Raw genomic sequence first — 18,950 nt, 5'->3', positions numbered from 1 at the left:
ACGAAGGGACACATCTTGTCGCTCGACACCGCCTGGGCCACCGACTGGGTCCGCCGCACCGCCGCCACGATCGACGAGCACCGGGCGGAGCTCGTCACCCTCGACCGCGAGATCGGTGACGGCGACCACGGCGAGAACCTCGACCGCGGCTTCCGGGCGGTCGTCGAGGCCCTCGACGACGCCTCCCCGGAGACGCCGGGCGCCGTGTTCAAGCTCGTCGCGACGAAGCTCATCTCAACGGTCGGCGGCGCCGCCGGACCGCTGTTCGGCACCGCCTACCTCAAGGCCGCGCAGGCCGCCGGGGACGCCGCCGAGCTCGACGCCGACACCCTGGTCGCCGTGCTCGCCGCGGCTCGCGACGGCGTGGTGTCCCGTGGCAAGGCCGAGGTCGGTGACAAGACCATGGTCGACGCGTGGAGCCCGGCGGTCGACGCCGCGACCGCGGCCGCCGCCGCGGGGGAGACGCCGGAGCGTGTCCTCGCCGCCGCGGCCGACGCCGCCGCCACGGGAGCCGAGTCGACGGACGCCCTCGTCGCGCGGAAGGGGCGGGCGAGCTACCTCGGCGACCGTGCCGTCGGACACCGCGACCCCGGGGCCCAGTCCAGCGCCTACGTCCTGCGCGCAGCCGTCGACGCGGCGGGTGCGGCATGAGCGTCGGCATCCTCGTCGTCTCGCACAGCGCCGCCGTCGCCCAGGGCACGGTCGACATCGCGGCACAGATGGCGGGCGACGTGCGCCTCGTCGCCGCGGGCGGGACGGAGGACGGCGGCATCGGTACCTCCTTCGAGGCGATCACCGCCGGCATCGAGGACCTCGCCACCACCGACGCGGTCGTGGTGCTCTGCGACCTCGGCTCGGCCTACCTGACGACGGACACCGCGCTCGACTTCCTCGACGAGGACCTCCGCGACCGGGTGCACGTCTCCGACGCACCCCTCGTCGAGGGCACCGTCGCGGCGGCGGTCGCCGCGCAGACCGGCGGTGACGTGGCAGCGGTCCTCGCCGCCGCGGCGACCGCGGGTGGCTCCGCAACCGGTGGTGCGACCGACGGGACCGACGTGGCGGAGGGCGGGGGAGCCTCCCGTCCGGAGCAGCCGGGAGGCCCGGCACCGCTCGCCGACACGGGTGCGGCCGACGGGACGGTCGCGTCCGGCACCGCGGAGCTCGTCAACGCCTCCGGCCTGCACGCCCGGCCCGCTGCCGAGTTCGTCAAGGCGGCGGCCCGTCACGACGCTGTCGTGCGCGTGAACGGTGTCGACGCGAAGAGCCTGCTCGCGATCATGGCACTCGCGCTGCCGCAGGGTGCGACGGTCACGATCGAGGCGTCGGGGACGGACGCGCAGGACGCGGTCGACGAGCTCGTCGGGCTGGTCCGTTCCGGCTTCGGCGAGTAGGCGGTCGGACCCGCGGGCCGTCGGCTCGGCGTCCGGCGGTGTGCCGCCGGGTCAGCCGGCGGCGTCGACCCGCTGCAGTCCGGTGACCCGGAGCAGGTCGAGGCGGGACGCGTCCTCGCTGCCCGGCACGACCGTGTAGACCACGATCCGCAGGTCGCTGCCCGGCACGGACAAGGTGTCGCAGTCGACCTCGATCGGGCCGACCGGAGTGCGCAGCGTCTTGCGGCTCGTCCGGTGCTCGGCGATCCGCGCCTCGCCCCAGCGGCGTTCGAACTCCGGGCTCGTCGCCCGCAGGTCGCGGACGAGCTCGGCGAGCTGCCGGTCCGCCGGGTACCGGCCGGACGCGCTCCGCAGGTCCGCGGCGAGGTCGGACGCGAACGCCTCGGCGTGCTCGTCGTCGAAGTCGACGCCCTCGTGGCCGTCCGTGAAGAACTGCCAGACGAGGTTCGCCGAGCGTCCGTGCCAGCGGTCGGCGTCCCCGGTCACGGCCGCCCACAGGTCGTTGCGGTGCAGCAGGTCGTGGCTCGCGGTGAACACGGCCAACGGCACGTCCGACAGCCGGTCGACGATCCGTTGCACTCCCGGGGTGATGTGCCGGGGGACGAGTCCGCGGGCCGGGGGAGCGGCGCCGGCGACCCGGAACAGGTGGTCGCGCTCCAGCTCGGTGAGGCGGAGGGCGGTCGCGAGGGCGCCGAGCAGCTGCGGCGACGGGTTCGTGGCCCGGCCCTGCTCGAGTCGCACCACGTAGTCGACGCTCACGCCGGCGAGGGCCGCCAGCTCCTCGCGCCGGAGGCCAGCGGTGCGCCGCCCGGGGCCGGCCGGCAGCCCGACCTCGGCCGGGGTGACCCGGTCACGCCAGGACCGCAGGACGTCCGCGAACTCGCTCATGCGTCCATCCTCGCGCGGAACGGCGTCGCGACCCTGGTACTGGCGGTCCCACCGTCGCCCACTCCCCACGTCCGAGGGGGCCTGGGCGGCCGGGTCGACGCGGAGCACGCTGGACCCATGACCACCACACTGATCACCGGGGCGAACCGCAGCCTCGGCCTCGAGACCGCCCGCCGCCTCCTCGAGGCCGGCCACACCGTCTACGCCGGCGTCCGCGACCCGTCCACCGCCGACGAGGTCCGCGCGCTCGGCGCCACCGTCGTCCGCATCGACGTCACCGACCAGACGAGCGTCGACGAGGCGTTCGCCTCGCTGCCGGCCCTCGACGTCCTCGTCAACAACGCCGGGGTGCTCGGCACCTCGTACGGGGTCGACGACCTGTCCGCCGAGGCCGTGGCCGCGGTCCTCGACGCCAACGTCACCGGCATCGTCCGGGTGACCCAGGCCGCGCTGCCGCTGCTCCGCGCCTCCGACGATCCCGTCATCGTGAACGTGGCCTCGGGCGTCGGCTGGCCCCGGTTCCTCAGCACGCCCGGGCACGACGAGTACCCCGTCGCGGCGGTGCCGTACGCGGCCTCGAAGGCGGCCGTCATCGCGCTGACCGTCCAGTACGCCAAGAACCTGCCCGGCTTCCGGGTGAACGTGAGCGACCCCGGCTACACGGCGACGGACTTCAACGGTCACTCCGGGCACCAGACCGTGACCGAGGGCACCGACGCGACGGTCGCGCTCGCGCTGCTCGGGCAGGACGGGCCGACGGGGGAGTTCCACGACCGGCGCGGGCGCATCGACTACTGACGGCGAGGGGACTCGGGACGGACGGGAGGCCCGTGGCGACACCGCCACGGGCCTCCCGTCGGTCCCGGCGTCACCCGGTCCAGTGCGACGGGCGCTGGAAGCCCTCGTCGAGCCGGGTGCGGCGGTCGCCCCGGGCTGCGTTCACCTGCATCTGGGTGAGGAAGACGGCGCCGCGGAGGTCGGCGCCGGACAGGTCGGCGCCGCGGAGGTCGGCGCCGATGCACTCGCACGACCGCAGGTCCGCTCCGCGGAGGTCGGCGCCGATGAGCAGGGCGCCGCGCAGGCTCGCACCGCGGAGGTCGGCACGGCGGAGGTCGGCGCCGAGCAGGTCGGCTCCGGGCCCGACGCGGACGCGGCCGATCCGGCGTTCGTCAGGGTCGGGGCTCCGCCCGCCGGCGTCCGGGTCCCGGGCTCCGGCACGGGCGCGCCGACTCGCCTCGAGCAGCAGGGGGCGAGCGACGTCGTACTCCGCGTCGACGTCGACGGACAGGATCGTGTCGGGGTCGGCGTCGCTCAGGGCCCGGACGTGCTCGAACCGCTCGGTGAGCGCGGCGTCGGGGGATGCGCTGGCGGCCTCGTCGAGGTACCGGAGCAGCTCGTGCAGCCGTCGGACGACCGGGAACGTGGCGAACATCGCCTGCCGGGTGGCGTCGTCGTCACGCCAGGACCGGCCGGCGAAGGTGTGCCGGGAGACCTTCTGACCGGCACCCGAGCAGTCGAAGACCGTGCACCCGCGGAAGCCGCGGGAGCGGAGCTCGGGGTGGATGGTGCACGCGTCGGCACCGTCGAGGTTGTCGCAGGGGTCGCCGGCGGGCTTGTCCACCGGGAAGTCCACCGACCGCGTGAAGGCCAGCGCGACGCAGCACAGGCCGAAGCAGTTCGCGCGGTCGGCGCCGAGGTCCTCGCGGCGTCCGAGGGCGACGCGGGTCCGTGTCGTCATCGGGGTCGAGGGTACACAGGCGGTGCCCCGGTGCCCCGGTGCCCCGGTGACGCGGCGTCCGGCGCCCGGTGGCGCGGCGTCCCGCGTCCCGGTGGCGCGGCGTCCCGCGTCGCGGTGTCGGGGCGGCTGGTGACCGGCCCCGACACCGCTGCGGTCAGCGCCGCGAGCGGAGGGCGTTCGTCGCCCAGAGCGCCACCGCGATGAGGACCGGCTGGAACAGGAGCCGGACGAAGCGCTTCGTGTCCGTGTCGAGCCCGAAGCCGTCGCGGTGGTGCATCCACTGCGCGATGTTGCCGGGGAAGATCGCGGTGAAGAACACGGCGGCGACCCACCCGACCGTGGCCTGGCGGCGGACCAGCAGCACGAGTGCGGCGCCGAGCGAGATCTCCGCGACGCCGGACGCCAGCACGGTGACGTCGGGGTCCAGTGGGACGAACTCGGGCACCTGGGCGCGGAACTCCTCGCGGGCGACGGTGAGGTGGCTGATGCCCGCCCAGGTCATCGCGGCGCCGAGCAGGACGCGGACGGCGGTACGGGGGACGGAGGAGCGGGTGGTGTGGCGACGGGTCATCAACGGTTCGGATGCCTTCCGGTGGTCGGGGGAGCGGGACGGGGAGGGGCGTCAGCGAGCGCGGAGCACGCGGCGCCGACGGACGAGTTCGAACACGACGACGGCGCCGACGGCGGTGAGCAGGCCGGCACGTGCGCGGCCGCGGGTCTGTGCGACGGTGGCCGAGGCACCGGCCCACGTGACGGCAGCGGCGGCGACCGTCCCGGCGGTGACGGATCGGTCGTCGAGCTCGGCACCCACGCGGACGGCAGCGAGGGCGGTCGTGGCGGCTGCCGCTGCTGCTGCTGCGCGGCGGATGCCACGGGCGGTGGACGAGCTCCGGGTCGCTCGTCGGCGCTGTGTGCTACGGCTCTGCTGGCCACCGCGGGCGGGCGTCGGGGCGGTGGTCCCGAGGACGCTACCGGCGACGATCTCGAGGGCCGGCACCAGGACCGCATGCGGGAGCCCGGGGGTGAACCCGCGGTCTGCCATCCCTCGGGCGCGGTCGCCGACCGGTCGGGTGAGGATCGCTGCGGCGCCGTGCACCGCGAGGGCGATGCCGGTCGTCCGGCTGGTCGTGACGGGTGCAATCATGTTGCGCACAACCTAACACGCGTCGGACTGGACGGACCAGGAGGCGCGTGGAACGACGCCGCGGGTCGTGCGGCCCACGAGTTGACGCGTCCGCGGGTTGACGCGTCCGCGCCGTCGAACAGTGATGGTCACAAGCTGTGCGACGACGGGGCAGTGCGCACAGCAGCAGGAACGGCGGGCAGGAGAGGCCTCGAAGCGTTCGAGCTGACATAATATGCATTATCGGCGCACTCGGCCGGAGAGCGGGAAGGCGTCCTGCTGCGGATCCTGGCACTGTCGTGCGGCAGGATGAGAGCCATGAGCGAGTCGCGCCCCGCCGTCCTCTTCGTCTGCGTCCACAACGCCGGTCGGTCGCAGATGGCCGCCGGGTTCCTCCGGGCAATCGCGGGCGACCGCGTCGACGTCTACTCCGCGGGCTCCGAGCCGGCCGACCAGGTGAACCAGGTCGCCGTGGGCGCCATGCACGAGGTCGGCATCGACATCGTCGGGCAGACGCCGGCGATCCTCACCACGGACGCCGTGCGCACCGCCGACGTCGTCGTCACGATGGGCTGTGGGGACGCCTGCCCCGTGTTCCCGGGCAAGCGCTACGAGGACTGGGAGCTCCAGGACCCCGCCGGTCTCCCCCTCGAGGACGTCCGGCCGATCCGCGACGACGTGCGCGCACGGGTCGAGCGACTGGTGACGAGCCTCTCCGTCTGACCGCGAACCGTCCTGCAGGCGCCCGTCCTGCAGGCGCCCGTCCGACGCCGCGAGCGATGCAGGCCGGGTGCACGACGAGACCGCGGCCCGGACACCGCGTGCCGCCGAGACGGGTCGGGTGTCCGGACCGCGGTCCGGTGTCGTGCTGGTCGCAGGCGACCTGCTGGTCGCGGGCGACCTGCTGCTCTCAGGCGTCCGAGGTCGGGACGTCCGCGCTGTCGATCTCGAGGGCGGCCTGCTCGCCGCCGTTCTCCTCGACACTGGCGTCCGTGTCCGGCTGCTCCGGCTCCTCGGCGTGGGTGGTCTCTTCTGCTGGGTCCGGCTGGCTGTAGCTCATGGCCGGGACGCTACGCCCGCCGCCCTGAGGGTGGTCCGGAGTGCGCGCAACGGTCAGCCTTGCGCGGCCGACCGACGCACCAGCTCGGGGAGTCCGGCCGGTTCGAACGGCTCGTCGGTCGTCTCGAGCTCGTCGGCCGTCCACCAGCGCGACGCCAGGATGTCGACGCGCTCGTCGTCTGTCCACTCCGCGTCCGACAGCGTGAAGCCGGACGTCCGGACGACGTAGAACTCGGCGTGCCCACGGTCGTGGTCGGCCTGGTCCCACTCGACCGCGAAGTCCCACGACCACACGGGCTCGCCGGGATCGGTGATGACGATGCCGGTCTCCTCGCGGAGCTCGCGGATCGCGGCGTCGCGGTGCGACTCCCCCGGGTCGACGCCGCCGCCGGGCGTGATCCAGCGGTGCGCGCCGTCCGAGGACGGCGCCTTGGTGTCCATGAGGAACACGCGTCCGTCCGGGTCGAGCAGGAGGATCCGGGAGGTGCGGCGCAGGCCGGGTGCAGCAGTCACGTCGTCGACGCTAGCGGCCACCGCCGACCTGCGTCGACCGGGACACCGACCGTGCTCTCCGATCGGCGCCCGTCCGGTCGTCAGGCCGTGAAGGAGCTGACGTCGCCGACGAGCTTCGTGTGGTCGGCCGGGATCGGCTCCACGGCGGCGAGGGCGATCTCGGCCGCGAACTCGGACACGCTGTAGAGCTTGCCGACGGCCTCGCGACGGCCCTCGATCGCGCCCGGGTTGATGCGGTTGAGCAGCGTGGCCGTGATCGTGCCCTCGATCATGTCGCCCGAGACGGTCACGAACTCGATGCCGGCGGCCTCGAGCTGCGGGAGGAGCTCGCGCAGGGCGAGTTCGCCGGCGCGCTTGCTCTTCGCGACGGGGACGTACTCGGGCAGCGTCTCGGCGGTCTCGACGAAGTGGGCCTGGTGGCTGGTGACGAAGACCACCCGGGAACCGGCCGGCATGTGCGGCACGGCGGTCTGGAGCATGTCGACCTGCGCGTCGCGGTTCAGGCGCAGCGCGTAGTCGTCGCCCATGCCGGACTCCATGCCGCCCGAGGCGTTGAGCACGAGCAGGTCGATCCCGCCCCACTCCGCGACGACCGCGTCGACCATGGCCTGCACGGAGTCGTGGTCGGTGAGGTCGGCGCCGAGCGCGAGGGCCGCTCCCCCGGCGGCGACGACCTTCTCGGCGATCTGCTCGGCACGTCGCGCCTTGTTCCGGTAGTTGACGACGACCTTGGCGCCGGCCTCGGCGAGGTACCCGACCGTGTCGGCTCCGATGCCGCGGGAGGACCCGGTCACGAGGGCGCGAACGCCGTCGAGGGCTCCGGGGGCGAGGGGGCTGCTCACAGTGGTGTCTCCTGTCGTGGGGCGGTGCCGGGCCGGGTCGTGCCGGGCGGCACCGAGCCTACCAATGCGGCTGCGCGCCTCCGGGCCGGACACCTCTCGTGCGCGCCGAGCCGGCCGTCCCCTGCGAGGCGGACGCGCGCTTCCGGGCCGTCAGGGCCCACTGGTACGTTCGACGGACAACACCGGACGTCGCGACGCAGCGGAGGCCGTGCGCGATGCAAGGGGAGGGAGATCGCGTGAACGTCACGGAGTGGACCCAGGTGATCGTCTGGATCGCACTGGTGCTCGTCCTGGGGGTGGTCGAGGTGTTCACCCTCGACTTCATCTTCCTGATGCTGGCAGCGGGTGCGGCCGGCGGGCTCGTCGCCGCACTGCTCGGCGCACCCTGGTGGCTCTCGGCCGTCATCGCCGCGGTGCTCGCCCTGCTGCTGCTCGCCGTCGTCCGGCCCCGCGTGCTCCAGGCACTGAACCGCGGTGCCGACCCGCACCGCACCGGGATCGACGGCCTGGTCGGCATGCCCGGCACGGTCGCCCTCGCGTTCACGCCGTCCGCCCCCGGTCAGGTCCGCCTGGCCAACGGGGAGACCTGGAGCGCGCGGTTCGCCGCCGGGGCCGCCGACCGCACCCCGCCGCTCGGCACCCGCGTCGTCGTCGAGTCCATCGAGGGCTCCACCGCCGTCGTCCGCATCGAAGAGAAGGCAGCCCAATGACCCTGTCCACCGGGACCGTCGTCCTGATCGTCCTCATCGCCATCGTGGTGGTCTTCGTGATCGTCGTGCTCGCGAAGGCCATCCGGATCGTGCCCCAGGCGACGGCCGGAGTCGTCGAGCGCCTCGGGAAGTACCACAAGACCCTCAACCCCGGGTTGAACCTGCTGGTGCCGTTCATCGACCGGCTCCGCCCCCTCATCGACATGCGCGAACAGGTCGTCTCGTTCCCGCCGCAGCCGGTGATCACCGAGGACAACCTGGTCGTCTCGATCGACACGGTCGTCTACTTCCAGGTCACCGACGCACGTGCGGCGACGTACGAGATCGCCAACTACCTGGGTGCCGTCGAGCAGCTCACGACCACCACGCTCCGCAACGTCGTCGGTGGCCTGAACCTCGAAGAGGCACTGACCAGCCGCGACAACATCAACGGCCAGCTCCGCGTCGTCCTCGACGAGGCCACCGGCAAGTGGGGCATCCGCGTCGGTCGTGTCGAACTCAAGGCCATCGAGCCGCCCGTGTCGATCGTCGACGCCATGGAGCAGCAGCTCCGCGCCGAGCGGAACCGTCGTGCGGCGATCCTGCAGGCCGAGGGCACCAAGCAGTCCCAGATCCTCGAGGCCGAGGGCCAGCGGCAGGCCGCGATCCTCGGTGCCGAGGGTGACGCGAAGGCCCAGGTCCTCCGGGCCGAGGGCGAGGCGCAGGCCATCGCGACGGTCTTCGATGCCATCCACACCGGCGACCCGGACGAGAAGCTGCTGTCGTACCAGTACCTGCAGATGCTCCCGAAGATCGCCGAGGGCACGTCGAACAAGCTCTGGATGATCCCGAGCGAGTTCACCGAGGCGCTCTCCGGCATCGCGAAGGGCTTCAGCGCCACCCGCACCGGCGGCGCCCCCGCCGCGGGACCCGCGGGCAGCAGCGACTTCCTCGAGAAGATCTCGAAGCTCGCGGGCGAGAGCCTCGCCACCACCACCGCCGGCACGAGCGGCAGCAGCTCGGCCGCCCGCAGCGCCGACGCCAGCGCGTCGGACATCGTCCCCGACTCCGAGCTCGGCGACCGGCTCAGCGCCTCGAACCGCAGCGTCGACGAGAAGCTCGCGGCCGCGGCCGACGCGACCCGGGCACAGCTCCGGGCCGACGAGCAGGCCCGGTTGACGGACGGCCAGCCGCAGACGGGTGAGCAGACCCCAGGGGTCTGACGCTCCCCCGCCGGACACGACGACGGCCCGCCCCCATCCGGGAGCGGGCCGTCGTCGTGTGTGCCGCGCGGTGCCTAGGCGCCGCGGCGGGCACGGAGGAACTGCAGACGTTCCTGCAGCAACTCCTCGAGTTCTTCACGGGAGCGCCGCTCGAGCAGCATGTCCCAGTGGGTCCTCGGCGCCTTGACGTCCTCGGCGGCGATCTCGACGGGTGCGCCGTCCTCGCCGAGCAGTCGCCCCTCCATCCCGGTGCGGGGGTCCGACCAGATCGGCGGGACCTCTGCATCGGCGGAGAAGACCACGTCGAAGGTCTCGCCCGATTCCGCCCGGTAGACGGCCCGCTTCCGCTCGGAGAGCTCGACACCGTCCTCGCTCTGGAGGCTCTGGCTCCCGAGCCGCATGCCTCGGAGACTCCGATCAGCCATGTCCGACTCCTCTCGCTCGTTCCTCCGGTGGAACCCACACCACCCGGGTTTCGTTCCGAGCGGGTGGCATTCACAGTCGGTTCCCAGTGCGTCGGCGTGGGATCCGCGGTCCGGCGGGGTCAGCGGCGTCGGCGGCTCCAGGGAGCGCAGGCGAGCAGGACCAGGAGGCCGCCCAGTGCGAGCACGAGGGTGATGCTGCCGGACGCGACGGTCGCCGGGGTCGTCGACGTCCCGAGGGGCACGTCGGCCACCATGGACGTCGCCGTGTACGCCGGCACCCGGTCGATCGTGCGGCCGCTCGGGTCGATCATCTGCGAGGCGCCCACGGTCGAGATGTTGACCAGGGAGCGCCCGGTCTCGACGGCGCGCATCCGGGCGATCTCGAGCTGCTGCAGGTTCTCGTCGGTGCCGTCGAAGTCGGCGTTGTTCGTCTGCGCGAGGATGACGTCCGCTCCCCCGCGGGCGAGGTCCGCGGTCAGGCCGTCGTCGACGACGTCGAAGCAGATCATCACGCCCGCGCGGATGCCCGCCACCGGCAGCACGTTCGGCTTCGTCCCCGGCGTGTAGTCACGCTGCAGGAGCCCGATGAGCGAGGGGGCGAGCTTCGAGTAGAACCAGCGGTCGGGGACGTACTCGCCGAACGGCACCGGACGCTTCTTGTCGTACGACGCCTGCCACCCGTCGGCGTCCCACACGAACGAGGTGTTGTGCAGCACGCCCGTGGACGTCTGCGTGACCGCGCCGGCGATGAGGGGCGCTCCGACGCTCCGCACGACGGCGTCGAGCGCCGACGCGATGACGGGCTCCCGTCGCGGGTCGTACTCGGCAGCGGCCTCCGGCCACACCACCAGGTCGACGTCCCGCGCGCCGACGTCGGTGGCGGCGACCTGCGACCGCAGCACGTCCCCGGGCTGGGCGCGGTCGAAGTACCCGGCCGGTCCGTTGCCCTGCACGGCCTCGATCCGCACCGACCCGCGGACGGCGGTCGGCCACGCCGGCACCGCGAGCACCGCCGCGACGAGCAGCCCGGCGGTCGCCACGCGCACCGGCAGCCGGACCCCGCGCACGAGGCCGAGGGAGACGACGACGGCGACGCAGTACACGACGACGAAGCTCAGGCCGAGGACGCCGACGTACGCCGCGAGGTGCGTGAACGGCCCCTGGGACTGCGAGAGCCCGACCCGTCCCCACGAGAACCCGCCGTACGGCCAGCTGCCCGAGAACCACTCGCGGCCGGTCCACAGTGCCGCGACCACCGCCGGGAGGCCCCACACGCGTCCGGCGCGAGCGCGCACCACCCGCGGCACCCAGCGGTAGGCGAGCGCGATCGCCACGCTGCCCAGGGCGAAGAGCGCCGCCTCGAGCAGGGCGAGCGCGAACCACGGCACCGGGCCGAGGTACCGACCGGCCCACGAGATGGCGGGGACCCAGAACGCGACGCCGGCGACGAAGCCGAGCCAGCTCGCCCGCCGCGCACGCTGTCCCGCAGCCGCGACCAGGAGGCACGCCACGGCCGGGTAGGCCAGGAACCACCACCCGGGCGCCGGGAACGACAGCGCAAAGAGGAGCCCACCGATGACCGACAGCGGGAACGCCTGCCGGAGCGGCAGCGCACGGAACGGCGACCGTTCGTCCGCGGGCAGCCGCACGGGGTGGACCGCACCACGCACCGGGCGCACCGATCGCTCGAGGACCGTCACCGGGCCTCCCGTCAAACCGTCGCGTAGGCGACGATGCCGCGGCGGACCGCGTCCGTCGCCCGACGGGCGGTCTGGGCCAGGTCGTCGTCCCCGGCGTTCCGGATCTGGTCGAGGAGGTCGATGACCTGCTTCGACCAGCGCACGAAGTCGCCGGCGGCGAGGTCCAGCGACCTGAGCACGTCGTCGAGCGGCGAGCCGGACGCCCAGCGGAACATGCCGAGTGCGATCGCCGGGGTCGGCGGCTCGGAGCCGGCGAGTCGGGCGTCACGCTCGACGTCGTCCAGGCGCGACCAGATCGTCAGCGTCTCGTCGAGGGCCGGTCGGAACGCACCGCGCGGGACGGCGTGCTCGGTGCCCGGGGCGTCCTCGCGGCGCGGCTGGTACACGATCGTGGCGGCCATCCCGGCGAGCTGCGCGGGGGTGAGTTCCTTCCAGACCCCGGCCTCCAGGCACTCCGCGACGAGCAGGTCCCGGTCGCCGTAGATCCGCTGCAGACGACGCCCGCCGGCGGCGACCGTGACGTCGCCGTGCTCGTCCTGCACGAGGTAGCCCAGCGTGAGGAGCACGTCGGTGACGCGGTCGAACGTGGTCGCCACGGCGCCCGTGCGCGACCGGATCTGCTGCACGAGCTTGTCGTGGGTCCGCTTGAGCTTGTACCAGCGCTCGGCCCAGCGTGCGTGCGCCTCCCGGTCGGGGCAGGCGTGGCACGGGTGGCGCTGGAGCTGCCGTCGGACCTCGCTGATCGAGGCCTGCCGCTCCTGGCGGGCACCGTGCGACGCCTCGCGGCCGCCGGGCACGTTCGTGCGCTCGAGGTCCGACAGGCGGCGGCGGAGCGCGGCGTACTCCGTGAAGTCGCCGAGGTGGCACTGCATGGCCTTCTGGTAGCCGTCGAGCGACTCCTGCTGCGACCGGACCTTCCGGGCCAGGTCCACGACCGAGCGGTCCGCCTGGAACTGCGCGAACGACGTCTCGAGGACCTCGCGCGTCCGGTCGCGGCCGAACTGCTCGATGAGGTTCACGGCCATGTTGTACGTCGGCTTGAACGACGAGTTGAGCGGGTACGTCCGGCGGCTCGCGAGGGAGGCGACGGCCTGCGGCTCGAGACCGTCGGTCCACTGCACGACCGAGTGCCCCTCGACGTCGATGCCGCGGCGGCCGGCACGACCGGTGAGCTGCGTGTACTCCCCCGGCGTGATCGGGACGCGGGCCTCGCCGTTGAACTTCTCGAGCTTCTCGAGGACGACGGTGCGCGCGGGCATGTTCACCCCGAGGGCCAGGGTCTCCGTCGCGAACACGACCTTGAGGAGCTTGCGGCGGAACAGGTCCTCGACGACCTCCTTGAAGGCGGGGAGCAGGCCGGCGTGGTGTGCGGCGACCCCGCGCTCGAGGCCCTCCAGCCACTCCCAGTACCCGAGCACCGCCAGGTCCTCGTCGAGCAGCGTGCGGCAGTGGTACTCCGCCGTCTCGCGGATCTCCCGACGCTCGTCGGACGTCGTCAGGGAGAGCCCCGACCGGACCACGTGCCGGACGCCCTGGTCGCAGCCGTTCCGGCTGAACACGAAGAAGATCGCGGGCAGGAGCATCCGCTCGTCGAGCATCTTCGCGATCTGCTCGCGGTGCGCCTTCTCGGTGCGTGGTCCGCGTCGGTCCGGGGAGCCGCCGCGACCGCGTCGGCCGCGGGGACCGCCGGATCCCCGGGAGGCGCTGCCCACCAGACGGAGCAGCTCAGGGTTGACCCGGTTGGTCGCCGCGGCACCCGACGAGTCGAAGAGGTCGACCATCTTCGAGCCGACCAGGACGTGCTGCTCGAGCGGCACGGGCCGGTCCTCGGACACGATGACGTCGGTGTCGCCGCGCACGGTCTGCAGCCAGTCGCCGAACTCCTCGGCGTTCGACACCGTCGCGCTCAACGAGACCAGGCGCACCTCGGTCGGCAGGTGCAGGATGACCTCTTCCCACACGGCCCCGCGGAAGCGGTCGGCGAGGTAGTGCACCTCGTCGAGGACCACCCACGCCAGGTCGTCGAGCAGGTCCGAGTCGGCGTAGATCATGTTCCGCAGGACCTCGGTCGTCATGACGACGACGCGGGCCCGCGGGTTGACGTTCGTGTCACCGGTGAGCAGTCCGACCTCGGTCTCGCCGTAGGCCTGCACGAGCTCGGTGTACTTCTGGTTGCTCAGGGCCTTCATCGGCGTCGTGTAGAAGACCTTCGCCGTCGGCTGGCGCATCGCGAGCCAGATGGCGAACTCGGCGACGATCGTCTTGCCGGCGCCGGTCGGGGCCGCCACGAGCACGCTCCGGCCCTGGTCGACGGCGTCGCACGCGGCGAACTGGAACGGGTCGAGGTCGAACCGGAGGTCGGTGCGGAACAGCTCGAGGTTGCGCGACCGGCTCCGGACCTTCGCCGCCGCGAACCGTTCGGCCGGGCTGAGGCTGGTCTCGGTCACAGGTCGTACTCCTCGTCGAGCTTCGCCTGGCGCTTCGCCACGCGGCGGTCGTGCACCCATGTGACCAGGCAGGCCGCGAAGTAGAGCACGACCATCGGGATCGCCAGGATGAACATCGACAGGACGTCCGCCGACGGGGTCACCAACGCCGTGAAGACGAGGATGAGGACGATCGCGATGCGCCAGGAGCGTACGATCGCCGCCGCCGACAGGACGCCGACGAAGTTGAGCAGGACCAGGAACACCGGCAGCACGAACGCGATGCCGACCGCGACGATGAGCTTGATGACGAAGTCGTAGTACGCCTTCGCGTCGACGATCGACGTGTCCTGGGCGGAGACGAAGCTGCCGAGGATGCCGACGACGTGCGGCAGGACGTACCAGCCGAACGCGCACCCGGCGAAGAACAGCGGGATCGCGGTGCCGAGGAAGCCCCAGACGTACTGCTTCTCACGCCGGACGAGTGCCGGGACGATGAAGGCCCAGATCTGGTACAGCCAGACCGGGCTGGCGATGACGACGCCGATCGTGACGGCGATCTGCAGCCGCAGGTCGAAGGCGCCCGTGATCATCGGGAAGTTCAGCTCGGCCGTGTGTCCACCGACCCGGGCCAGCTGCGTCACCGGGGCGCGCAGCGAGTCGAGCACGAACGGAGTGAGGAACCAGCCCCCGACCGCGCCGACGAGCACCGCGACGACGGCCCGGAACAGGCGGTTGCGCAGCTCGATCAGGTGCTGACCGAGGGACATGCGGCCTTCGGGCTCCTTCGGTCGGCGCCCTTGCCGCTTCTCTCGCCCGCCAGCGGTCGTCGAAGCCATGCAGCGATCCTACGACAGCGCTCTCTCAGTGGATGTCGAGAGCGGCGGCCGCGAAGGCGCGGACGGCCTCGCGCGCGGCCGGCGGGTCGAGCACGACCGCGCGGCCGGGGAGCCCGGCGACGAGGCGGACGACGCCGTCGAAGCCCGCCGAGGCGGCGAGCCGGATCCGCACCCGGCCGCCGTCGTCCGGCGCGTCGGCGGTGTCGGCGAGGAAGTCGGCCACGAGTGGCAGGGACGACCCGTCGAGCTCCACCGTGACGATGACGTCCTGCGCGCTCTGCTGGAACAGCGTGTCCGGCAGCACGACGTCCTCGATCGTCCGCTCGGCTGGGCGGTCGTCGACGCGCACGGCGGACATCCGGTCGAGGCGGAAGGTCCGGATGGCGGCACGGTCGAGGTCCCAGGCGCGGAGGTACCAGTCGGCGTCGATCGACTCCACCCGCAACGGGTCGACCCGACGGGTGCTGCCCTGGGTGCGCGGTCCGGCGTAGTCGAACAGGAGGCCCCGATGACCCGACATCGCGGCACGGATCTCGGTGAGTGCGGCGTCGTGCATGTCCTGGCCGACGGCGACGTTGCCCGCCGCTCCCCCGGCACCGCGCGAGAGCTTCGCCATCAGGGCGCGGATGGCGTCCTTGTCGGCGGCCTCGGGCAGCGCGGACAGGTACTGCAGGCCGGCGATGAGCGCGGAGGCCTCGCGGGCGGACAGCCGCGGGGCGTCGTCGATCGCCACGAGGTTCGTCAGGACGATCATGTCGTTCTGGTCGAAGTCGTCCCAGGCGATGTCGAACAGGTCGCCGTGCTGGTACTGCATGGTCTCGCCGGGGATGCCCGACACCGCGATGAGCTCGACCGCACGCCGGATGCGGGTCTCGGGCACGCCGAAGTGCCGTGCCGCCTCGGCCACCGACACGCGTTCCCGGTCGATCAGGTACGGCACCAGTGCCAGCAGGAAGGCGAGCTTGTCCTGCGCCTGCAGCGGTTGTCCGTCAGCCACGGGACGCCTCCTCGCGCTCGGCGGAGGCCGCGGCGGACGTGCCGCGGTCGGGGCCGCCGGTGTGGTCCTCGACGAGGACGCGCAGCCGGTCGACGACCCGCTGGCGGAGTTCCTCGGGTTCGACGACACGGACCTCGGGACCGAAGGCGGCGAGCTCCTCCGCGAGGATCTGCGGGTCGACGTGGTGGATGACGAGTTCGCCGTCCGTGGTCGACGACGTGTCGCGGCGCCGGGTGAGACGGCGCTCGGCGTCCGAGCCGGGCGCGACGTGCACGGTCGCGGTGCGCTCGGCCCAGACCCCGTCGAGCCCGGCCAGCGCACGCTCACCGGCGTCGGCCGGCGCCGGGTGCTGTCCGACCGCGGACTGGGTCACGGGCCCGACGATCCGGGACAGCAGGTAGTTCTTCTCGGAGCGGGTCGCGAACTCGTGCGCCGCGAGCATCCAGCGCCCGCCGTGCTGGACGAGGGCCAGGGGTGCGAGCTCGCGGACGCGGGCCTCGTGGTGGCCGGGGGTGATGTAGGCGAACCGCACCGCGGCCGCACGGTCGAGTGCCGACCGCAGCGGTTCGAACGCGGCGTCCCGGGTGCGGAGGCGCGGGGCGTAGGCACCGATCGCTGACGGTCCCTCGGCGTCGTGCTCGGCGCCGTCGTCCTCGGACCCGGCGGAGCGGACCTTGAGCAGCCCGCGGCGGGAGTCCGCCGACAGGGCACCCTCGCGCCACGCCATCGCCGCGAGGGAGAGCAGGGCCGACTCGTCCGGCGTGAACCGCACGTCGAGCGGCAGGTCGTACTCGCCCTTCGGGATCCGGTAGCGCAGGGTCTGGTTGTTGCCCGAGGCCCCCGGCGTCTCGATGGTCTCGAGCGGGATGCCGAGCTCGCGGACGTCGTCCTTGTCGCGCTCGAACTGGCGCTCGAGCGAGGCGTTGTCACCGCCGGGGGTGTACCGCTGCCGGTAGCCCTGGACGTTCGCGAGGATCTCGGACTTCGTCAGCCCGGACTCCGTCGAGAGCAGCGCGAGCACCAGGCTGAACAGCCGTTCCTCGGCAGGCACACGGGGAGCACGGGAGGTTGGCACGTGCCGATCCTACGCAGCCGCGGATCAGCGCGGCATCACGCCGAGCACGTCGATGACGTACACGTACGCTGCGCCCTGCTGGTGGACGATCGCCAGGACCTGGTCCCCGACGTGCCGTCCGAGCAGCGCGTTCCGGATGCCGTCGACGACCTGGCCCTCGGCGAGCGGGAGCGTCTGCGCGCCCGAGCCGTCGGTCCAGCTCGAGCCGGCGACGGTGGAGTCGGCCGTGCTGGCGCCCCAGGTGACGGCGGTGTACTTGACGACCGCGGTGTCCTCCGCGGTGAGGGTCGCGCCGTCGCCCTTGCGGAGCAGGTGCTCGGCGTCCTTCTTCGGGGCGGACCACGACGGGATGGTGATGCCGGGCGCGCCGTCGGGGGCGAGGACCACGGCGGGCATGCCGTCACCGGCGAGCTGGGGCGTTCCCGCCGCGCGGGCGTCGAAGGCACGCTGGACGTCGATGACGAACACGGCGGCGTCCTCGGCCCCGGACGACGCGGGGGCGCCGGCGCTGCCGGAGAGCGCGGACTTCGGCATGGCGACGGCGAGGCGGTCGCCGACCCGGGCGCACTCGAGCGCGGTGCCGAGGGCGCCGGCGTTCGTCGAGCCGGCGGTGATCGGGGCCGCGGTGCCGGAGTACCCGCTGGTCTGCGCGACCTTGCCGGTCGCGCCGTCGACGAGGGTGTACTCGAGGAGGACGGGGGTGCCGTCCCCGATCGTGCGCCCGTCGCCCTGTCGGAGGGTCGAGACCTGGGTGCCCGTGGCGGTGAGGCCCGCCGGGACGCGCACCGTCGGCTCGGAGCCGAACGCACCCGACGCCGACACGGCCTCGGACGCCTTGCCGGCGGGAGCGCACGTGCTGGCAGTGCCCGCACCGGGGGTGGCGCACGCCGTCAGCGACGCGACGAGTCCGATGGTGACCACGAGAGCGGGGATGGTGCGCACGGACCCTCTTTCCGTTCGATGCAGGACGGGCACGGTCGTCAGCCTAGCGTTCGTCGTCGCCGGCTTCGGCCGCGGCGACCTTCCGCGCCTGGGCGGCGGCCTGCCGCGCGACCTTGCGGAGCTTCTTGTCGCTCGCACCGCGTTCGCCGACCGCGCCGGGCGTCCACGCCTCGACGTCCTCGTCCGAGAACTCGGCCTTGCCGGCACGGCGCTTCAGGTTCGGCAGGACGACCCCGTCGGCCAGGCGGCGGGCGGTGACGAGGAACCCGGTGTGCGCGACCATGCGGTGGTCCGGCCGCACGGCGAGCCCCTCCACGTGCCAGGTCCGCACGAGGGTCTCGCTCGACTGCGGGTCCGTGAAGCGGCCGGTGTCGCGCAGCGCCTCGGCGGTGCGGGACAGCTGCGTCACCGTCGCGACGTAGCAGACGATGAGCCCACCGGGCACGAGGGCGTCGGCGGCGTCGTCCACGCACTCCCACGGCGCGAGCATGTCGAGGACGACCCGGTCGATGCTCTGCGGCTCGACGGCCTGCGGCAGCTCCTCGACCAGGTCGCCGACGGTCACCGACCAGTTGTCCGGGACGGCCCCGAGGAAGGTGCCGACGTTGCCGCGGGCGATCGCCGCGAACTCCTCGCGCCGCTCGAAGGACTGCAGGCTGCCGGTCGGGCCGATCGCGCGGAGCAGCCAGAGCGAGAGCGCTCCGGACCCCACGCCGGCCTCGACCACACGCGCGCCGGGGAACACGTCGGCGAACGCGACGATCTGCGCGGCGTCCTTCGGGTAGACGATCGCGGCGCCGCGGGGCATCGACATCACGTAGTCGTTGAGCAGCGGCCGGAGCGCCAGGTACTCGTCCCCGGAGCTCGCCCGGATGACCGACCCGTCCGGCTGGCCGATGACGTCGTCGTGCGCGAGCATGCCGCGGTGCGTGTGGTAGACGACACCGTGCTCGAGGGAGAGCGTCGTCAGCTTGCCCTTCGGACCGGTGAGCTGGACGCGGTCGCCGGCACGGAAGGGACCGCGCGGCGGCGTGTGCGGCGCTCCCCCGGCGGTGTGCGGCAGCTGGGCCTCGACGG

The 18,950-nt window shown here is 73.1% G+C and carries 21 protein-coding genes; 6 read left to right on the top strand and 15 right to left on the bottom strand.

Annotation, left to right across the window (positions count from 1 at the left end; all coding sequences use genetic code 11):
- The first annotated feature begins 15 nt into the window (after positions 1 to 15).
- Both dhaL and dhaM read left to right on the top strand, forming a co-directional pair.
- Entirely contained in the window at positions 16 to 651 is a 636-nt protein-coding gene (dhaL, locus tag KM842_RS05190) for a dihydroxyacetone kinase subunit DhaL (RefSeq protein ID WP_216261419.1), read from the top strand.
- Complete coding sequence (gene dhaM, locus KM842_RS05185; RefSeq protein ID WP_216261418.1) at positions 648 to 1,394, top strand: dihydroxyacetone kinase phosphoryl donor subunit DhaM; 747 nt, start codon at positions 648 to 650, stop codon at positions 1,392 to 1,394. Before dhaL ends, dhaM begins: the two co-directional genes overlap by 4 nt.
- A gap of 51 nt (positions 1,395 to 1,445) precedes the next feature.
- Here dhaM and KM842_RS05180 read toward each other — a convergent pair whose 3' ends face one another.
- On the bottom strand, positions 1,446 to 2,282 hold the full coding sequence (locus KM842_RS05180; RefSeq protein ID WP_216261417.1) for a helix-turn-helix domain-containing protein: 837 nt from the start codon (positions 2,280 to 2,282) through the stop codon (positions 1,446 to 1,448).
- 117 nt (positions 2,283 to 2,399) lie between these two features.
- On the opposite strand from KM842_RS05180, the gene KM842_RS05175 reads away from it, so the two are divergent.
- Positions 2,400 to 3,080, top strand: a complete 681-nt coding sequence (locus KM842_RS05175) for an SDR family NAD(P)-dependent oxidoreductase (protein ID WP_216261416.1) — start codon at positions 2,400 to 2,402, stop codon at positions 3,078 to 3,080.
- Positions 3,081 to 3,150: 70 nt separating this feature from the next.
- Here the strand turns inward: KM842_RS05175 and KM842_RS05170 are convergent, their stop codons facing one another.
- The 3 genes from KM842_RS05170 to KM842_RS05160 form a co-directional block, all read right to left on the bottom strand.
- Entirely contained in the window at positions 3,151 to 4,020 is an 870-nt protein-coding gene (locus KM842_RS05170; protein ID WP_216261415.1) for a pentapeptide repeat-containing protein, read from the bottom strand.
- A gap of 154 nt (positions 4,021 to 4,174) precedes the next feature.
- A complete protein-coding gene (locus KM842_RS05165) occupies positions 4,175 to 4,591 on the bottom strand; it encodes a DoxX family protein (RefSeq protein WP_216261414.1) in 417 nt (138 codons plus the stop codon).
- A gap of 51 nt (positions 4,592 to 4,642) precedes the next feature.
- Positions 4,643 to 5,164: a hypothetical protein gene (locus tag KM842_RS05160; protein WP_216261413.1), complete on the bottom strand. Its 522-nt coding sequence runs from the start codon at positions 5,162 to 5,164 to the stop codon at positions 4,643 to 4,645.
- A gap of 297 nt (positions 5,165 to 5,461) precedes the next feature.
- Here KM842_RS05160 and KM842_RS05155 point away from each other — a divergent pair, with 297 nt between their 5' ends.
- On the top strand, positions 5,462 to 5,866 hold the full coding sequence (locus tag KM842_RS05155; protein WP_216261412.1) for an arsenate reductase ArsC: 405 nt from the start codon (positions 5,462 to 5,464) through the stop codon (positions 5,864 to 5,866).
- A 187-nt stretch (positions 5,867 to 6,053) separates the two neighbouring features.
- On the opposite strand, the gene KM842_RS05150 is transcribed toward KM842_RS05155, so the two are convergent.
- From KM842_RS05150 to KM842_RS05140, 3 genes are all read right to left on the bottom strand, one after another.
- Positions 6,054 to 6,203 carry a hypothetical protein gene (locus KM842_RS05150; RefSeq protein WP_216261411.1) on the bottom strand — a complete coding sequence of 50 codons (150 nt, stop codon included), beginning with the start codon at positions 6,201 to 6,203 and terminating at the stop codon, positions 6,054 to 6,056.
- 53 nt (positions 6,204 to 6,256) lie between these two features.
- On the bottom strand, positions 6,257 to 6,715 hold the full coding sequence (locus KM842_RS05145; protein WP_216261410.1) for an NUDIX hydrolase: 459 nt from the start codon (positions 6,713 to 6,715) through the stop codon (positions 6,257 to 6,259).
- Between the two features lie 80 nt (positions 6,716 to 6,795).
- Positions 6,796 to 7,557 (bottom strand): SDR family oxidoreductase, encoded by a 762-nt coding sequence (locus tag KM842_RS05140; protein WP_216261409.1) that lies wholly within the window; start codon positions 7,555 to 7,557, stop codon positions 6,796 to 6,798.
- 236 nt (positions 7,558 to 7,793) lie between these two features.
- Between KM842_RS05140 and KM842_RS05135 the strand changes: the two genes are divergently transcribed.
- Positions 7,794 to 8,267 carry an NfeD family protein gene (locus tag KM842_RS05135; RefSeq protein ID WP_253206259.1) on the top strand — a complete coding sequence of 158 codons (474 nt, stop codon included), beginning with the start codon at positions 7,794 to 7,796 and terminating at the stop codon, positions 8,265 to 8,267.
- Complete coding sequence (locus tag KM842_RS05130; protein ID WP_216261407.1) at positions 8,264 to 9,469, top strand: SPFH domain-containing protein; 1,206 nt, start codon at positions 8,264 to 8,266, stop codon at positions 9,467 to 9,469. Before KM842_RS05135 ends, KM842_RS05130 begins: the two co-directional genes overlap by 4 nt.
- A 74-nt stretch (positions 9,470 to 9,543) precedes the next feature.
- Here KM842_RS05130 and KM842_RS05125 read toward each other — a convergent pair whose 3' ends face one another.
- The 8 genes from KM842_RS05125 to KM842_RS05090 all read right to left on the bottom strand — a co-directional run bounded on the left by KM842_RS05125 (position 9,544) and on the right by KM842_RS05090 (position 18,936).
- Complete coding sequence (locus tag KM842_RS05125; protein ID WP_216261406.1) at positions 9,544 to 9,894, bottom strand: RNA polymerase-binding protein RbpA; 351 nt, start codon at positions 9,892 to 9,894, stop codon at positions 9,544 to 9,546.
- 119 nt (positions 9,895 to 10,013) lie between these two features.
- A complete protein-coding gene (lnt, locus tag KM842_RS05120) occupies positions 10,014 to 11,594 on the bottom strand; it encodes an apolipoprotein N-acyltransferase (protein ID WP_253206258.1) in 1,581 nt (526 codons plus the stop codon).
- An 11-nt stretch (positions 11,595 to 11,605) separates the two neighbouring features.
- The gene (locus tag KM842_RS05115; protein WP_216261405.1) at positions 11,606 to 14,041 is read right to left on the bottom strand and encodes a DEAD/DEAH box helicase; all 2,436 of its coding nucleotides are present in this window, start codon (positions 14,039 to 14,041) and stop codon (positions 11,606 to 11,608) included.
- Entirely contained in the window at positions 14,038 to 14,790 is a 753-nt protein-coding gene (gene tatC, locus KM842_RS05110) for a twin-arginine translocase subunit TatC (protein WP_216262117.1), read from the bottom strand. The genes KM842_RS05115 and tatC overlap by 4 nt, the downstream gene beginning before the upstream one ends.
- A gap of 94 nt (positions 14,791 to 14,884) precedes the next feature.
- Entirely contained in the window at positions 14,885 to 15,856 is a 972-nt protein-coding gene (locus tag KM842_RS05105) for a helix-turn-helix transcriptional regulator (protein WP_216261404.1), read from the bottom strand.
- On the bottom strand, positions 15,849 to 16,931 hold the full coding sequence (locus tag KM842_RS05100; RefSeq protein WP_253206257.1) for a helix-turn-helix transcriptional regulator: 1,083 nt from the start codon (positions 16,929 to 16,931) through the stop codon (positions 15,849 to 15,851). Before KM842_RS05100 ends, KM842_RS05105 begins: the two co-directional genes overlap by 8 nt.
- Before the next feature lie 24 nt (positions 16,932 to 16,955).
- Positions 16,956 to 17,873 (bottom strand): FKBP-type peptidyl-prolyl cis-trans isomerase, encoded by a 918-nt coding sequence (locus tag KM842_RS05095; RefSeq protein WP_216261403.1) that lies wholly within the window; start codon positions 17,871 to 17,873, stop codon positions 16,956 to 16,958.
- Between the two features lie 43 nt (positions 17,874 to 17,916).
- A complete protein-coding gene (locus KM842_RS05090; RefSeq protein ID WP_216262113.1) occupies positions 17,917 to 18,936 on the bottom strand; it encodes a tRNA (adenine-N1)-methyltransferase in 1,020 nt (339 codons plus the stop codon).
- Positions 18,937 to 18,950 lie beyond the last annotated feature (14 nt).

This window comes from Curtobacterium sp. L6-1 (genome assembly GCF_018885305.1).
In the GTDB taxonomy this organism is placed as follows: domain Bacteria; phylum Actinomycetota; class Actinomycetes; order Actinomycetales; family Microbacteriaceae; genus Curtobacterium; species Curtobacterium aetherium.
This window is presented reverse-complemented; position numbering and strand designations above follow the sequence as displayed.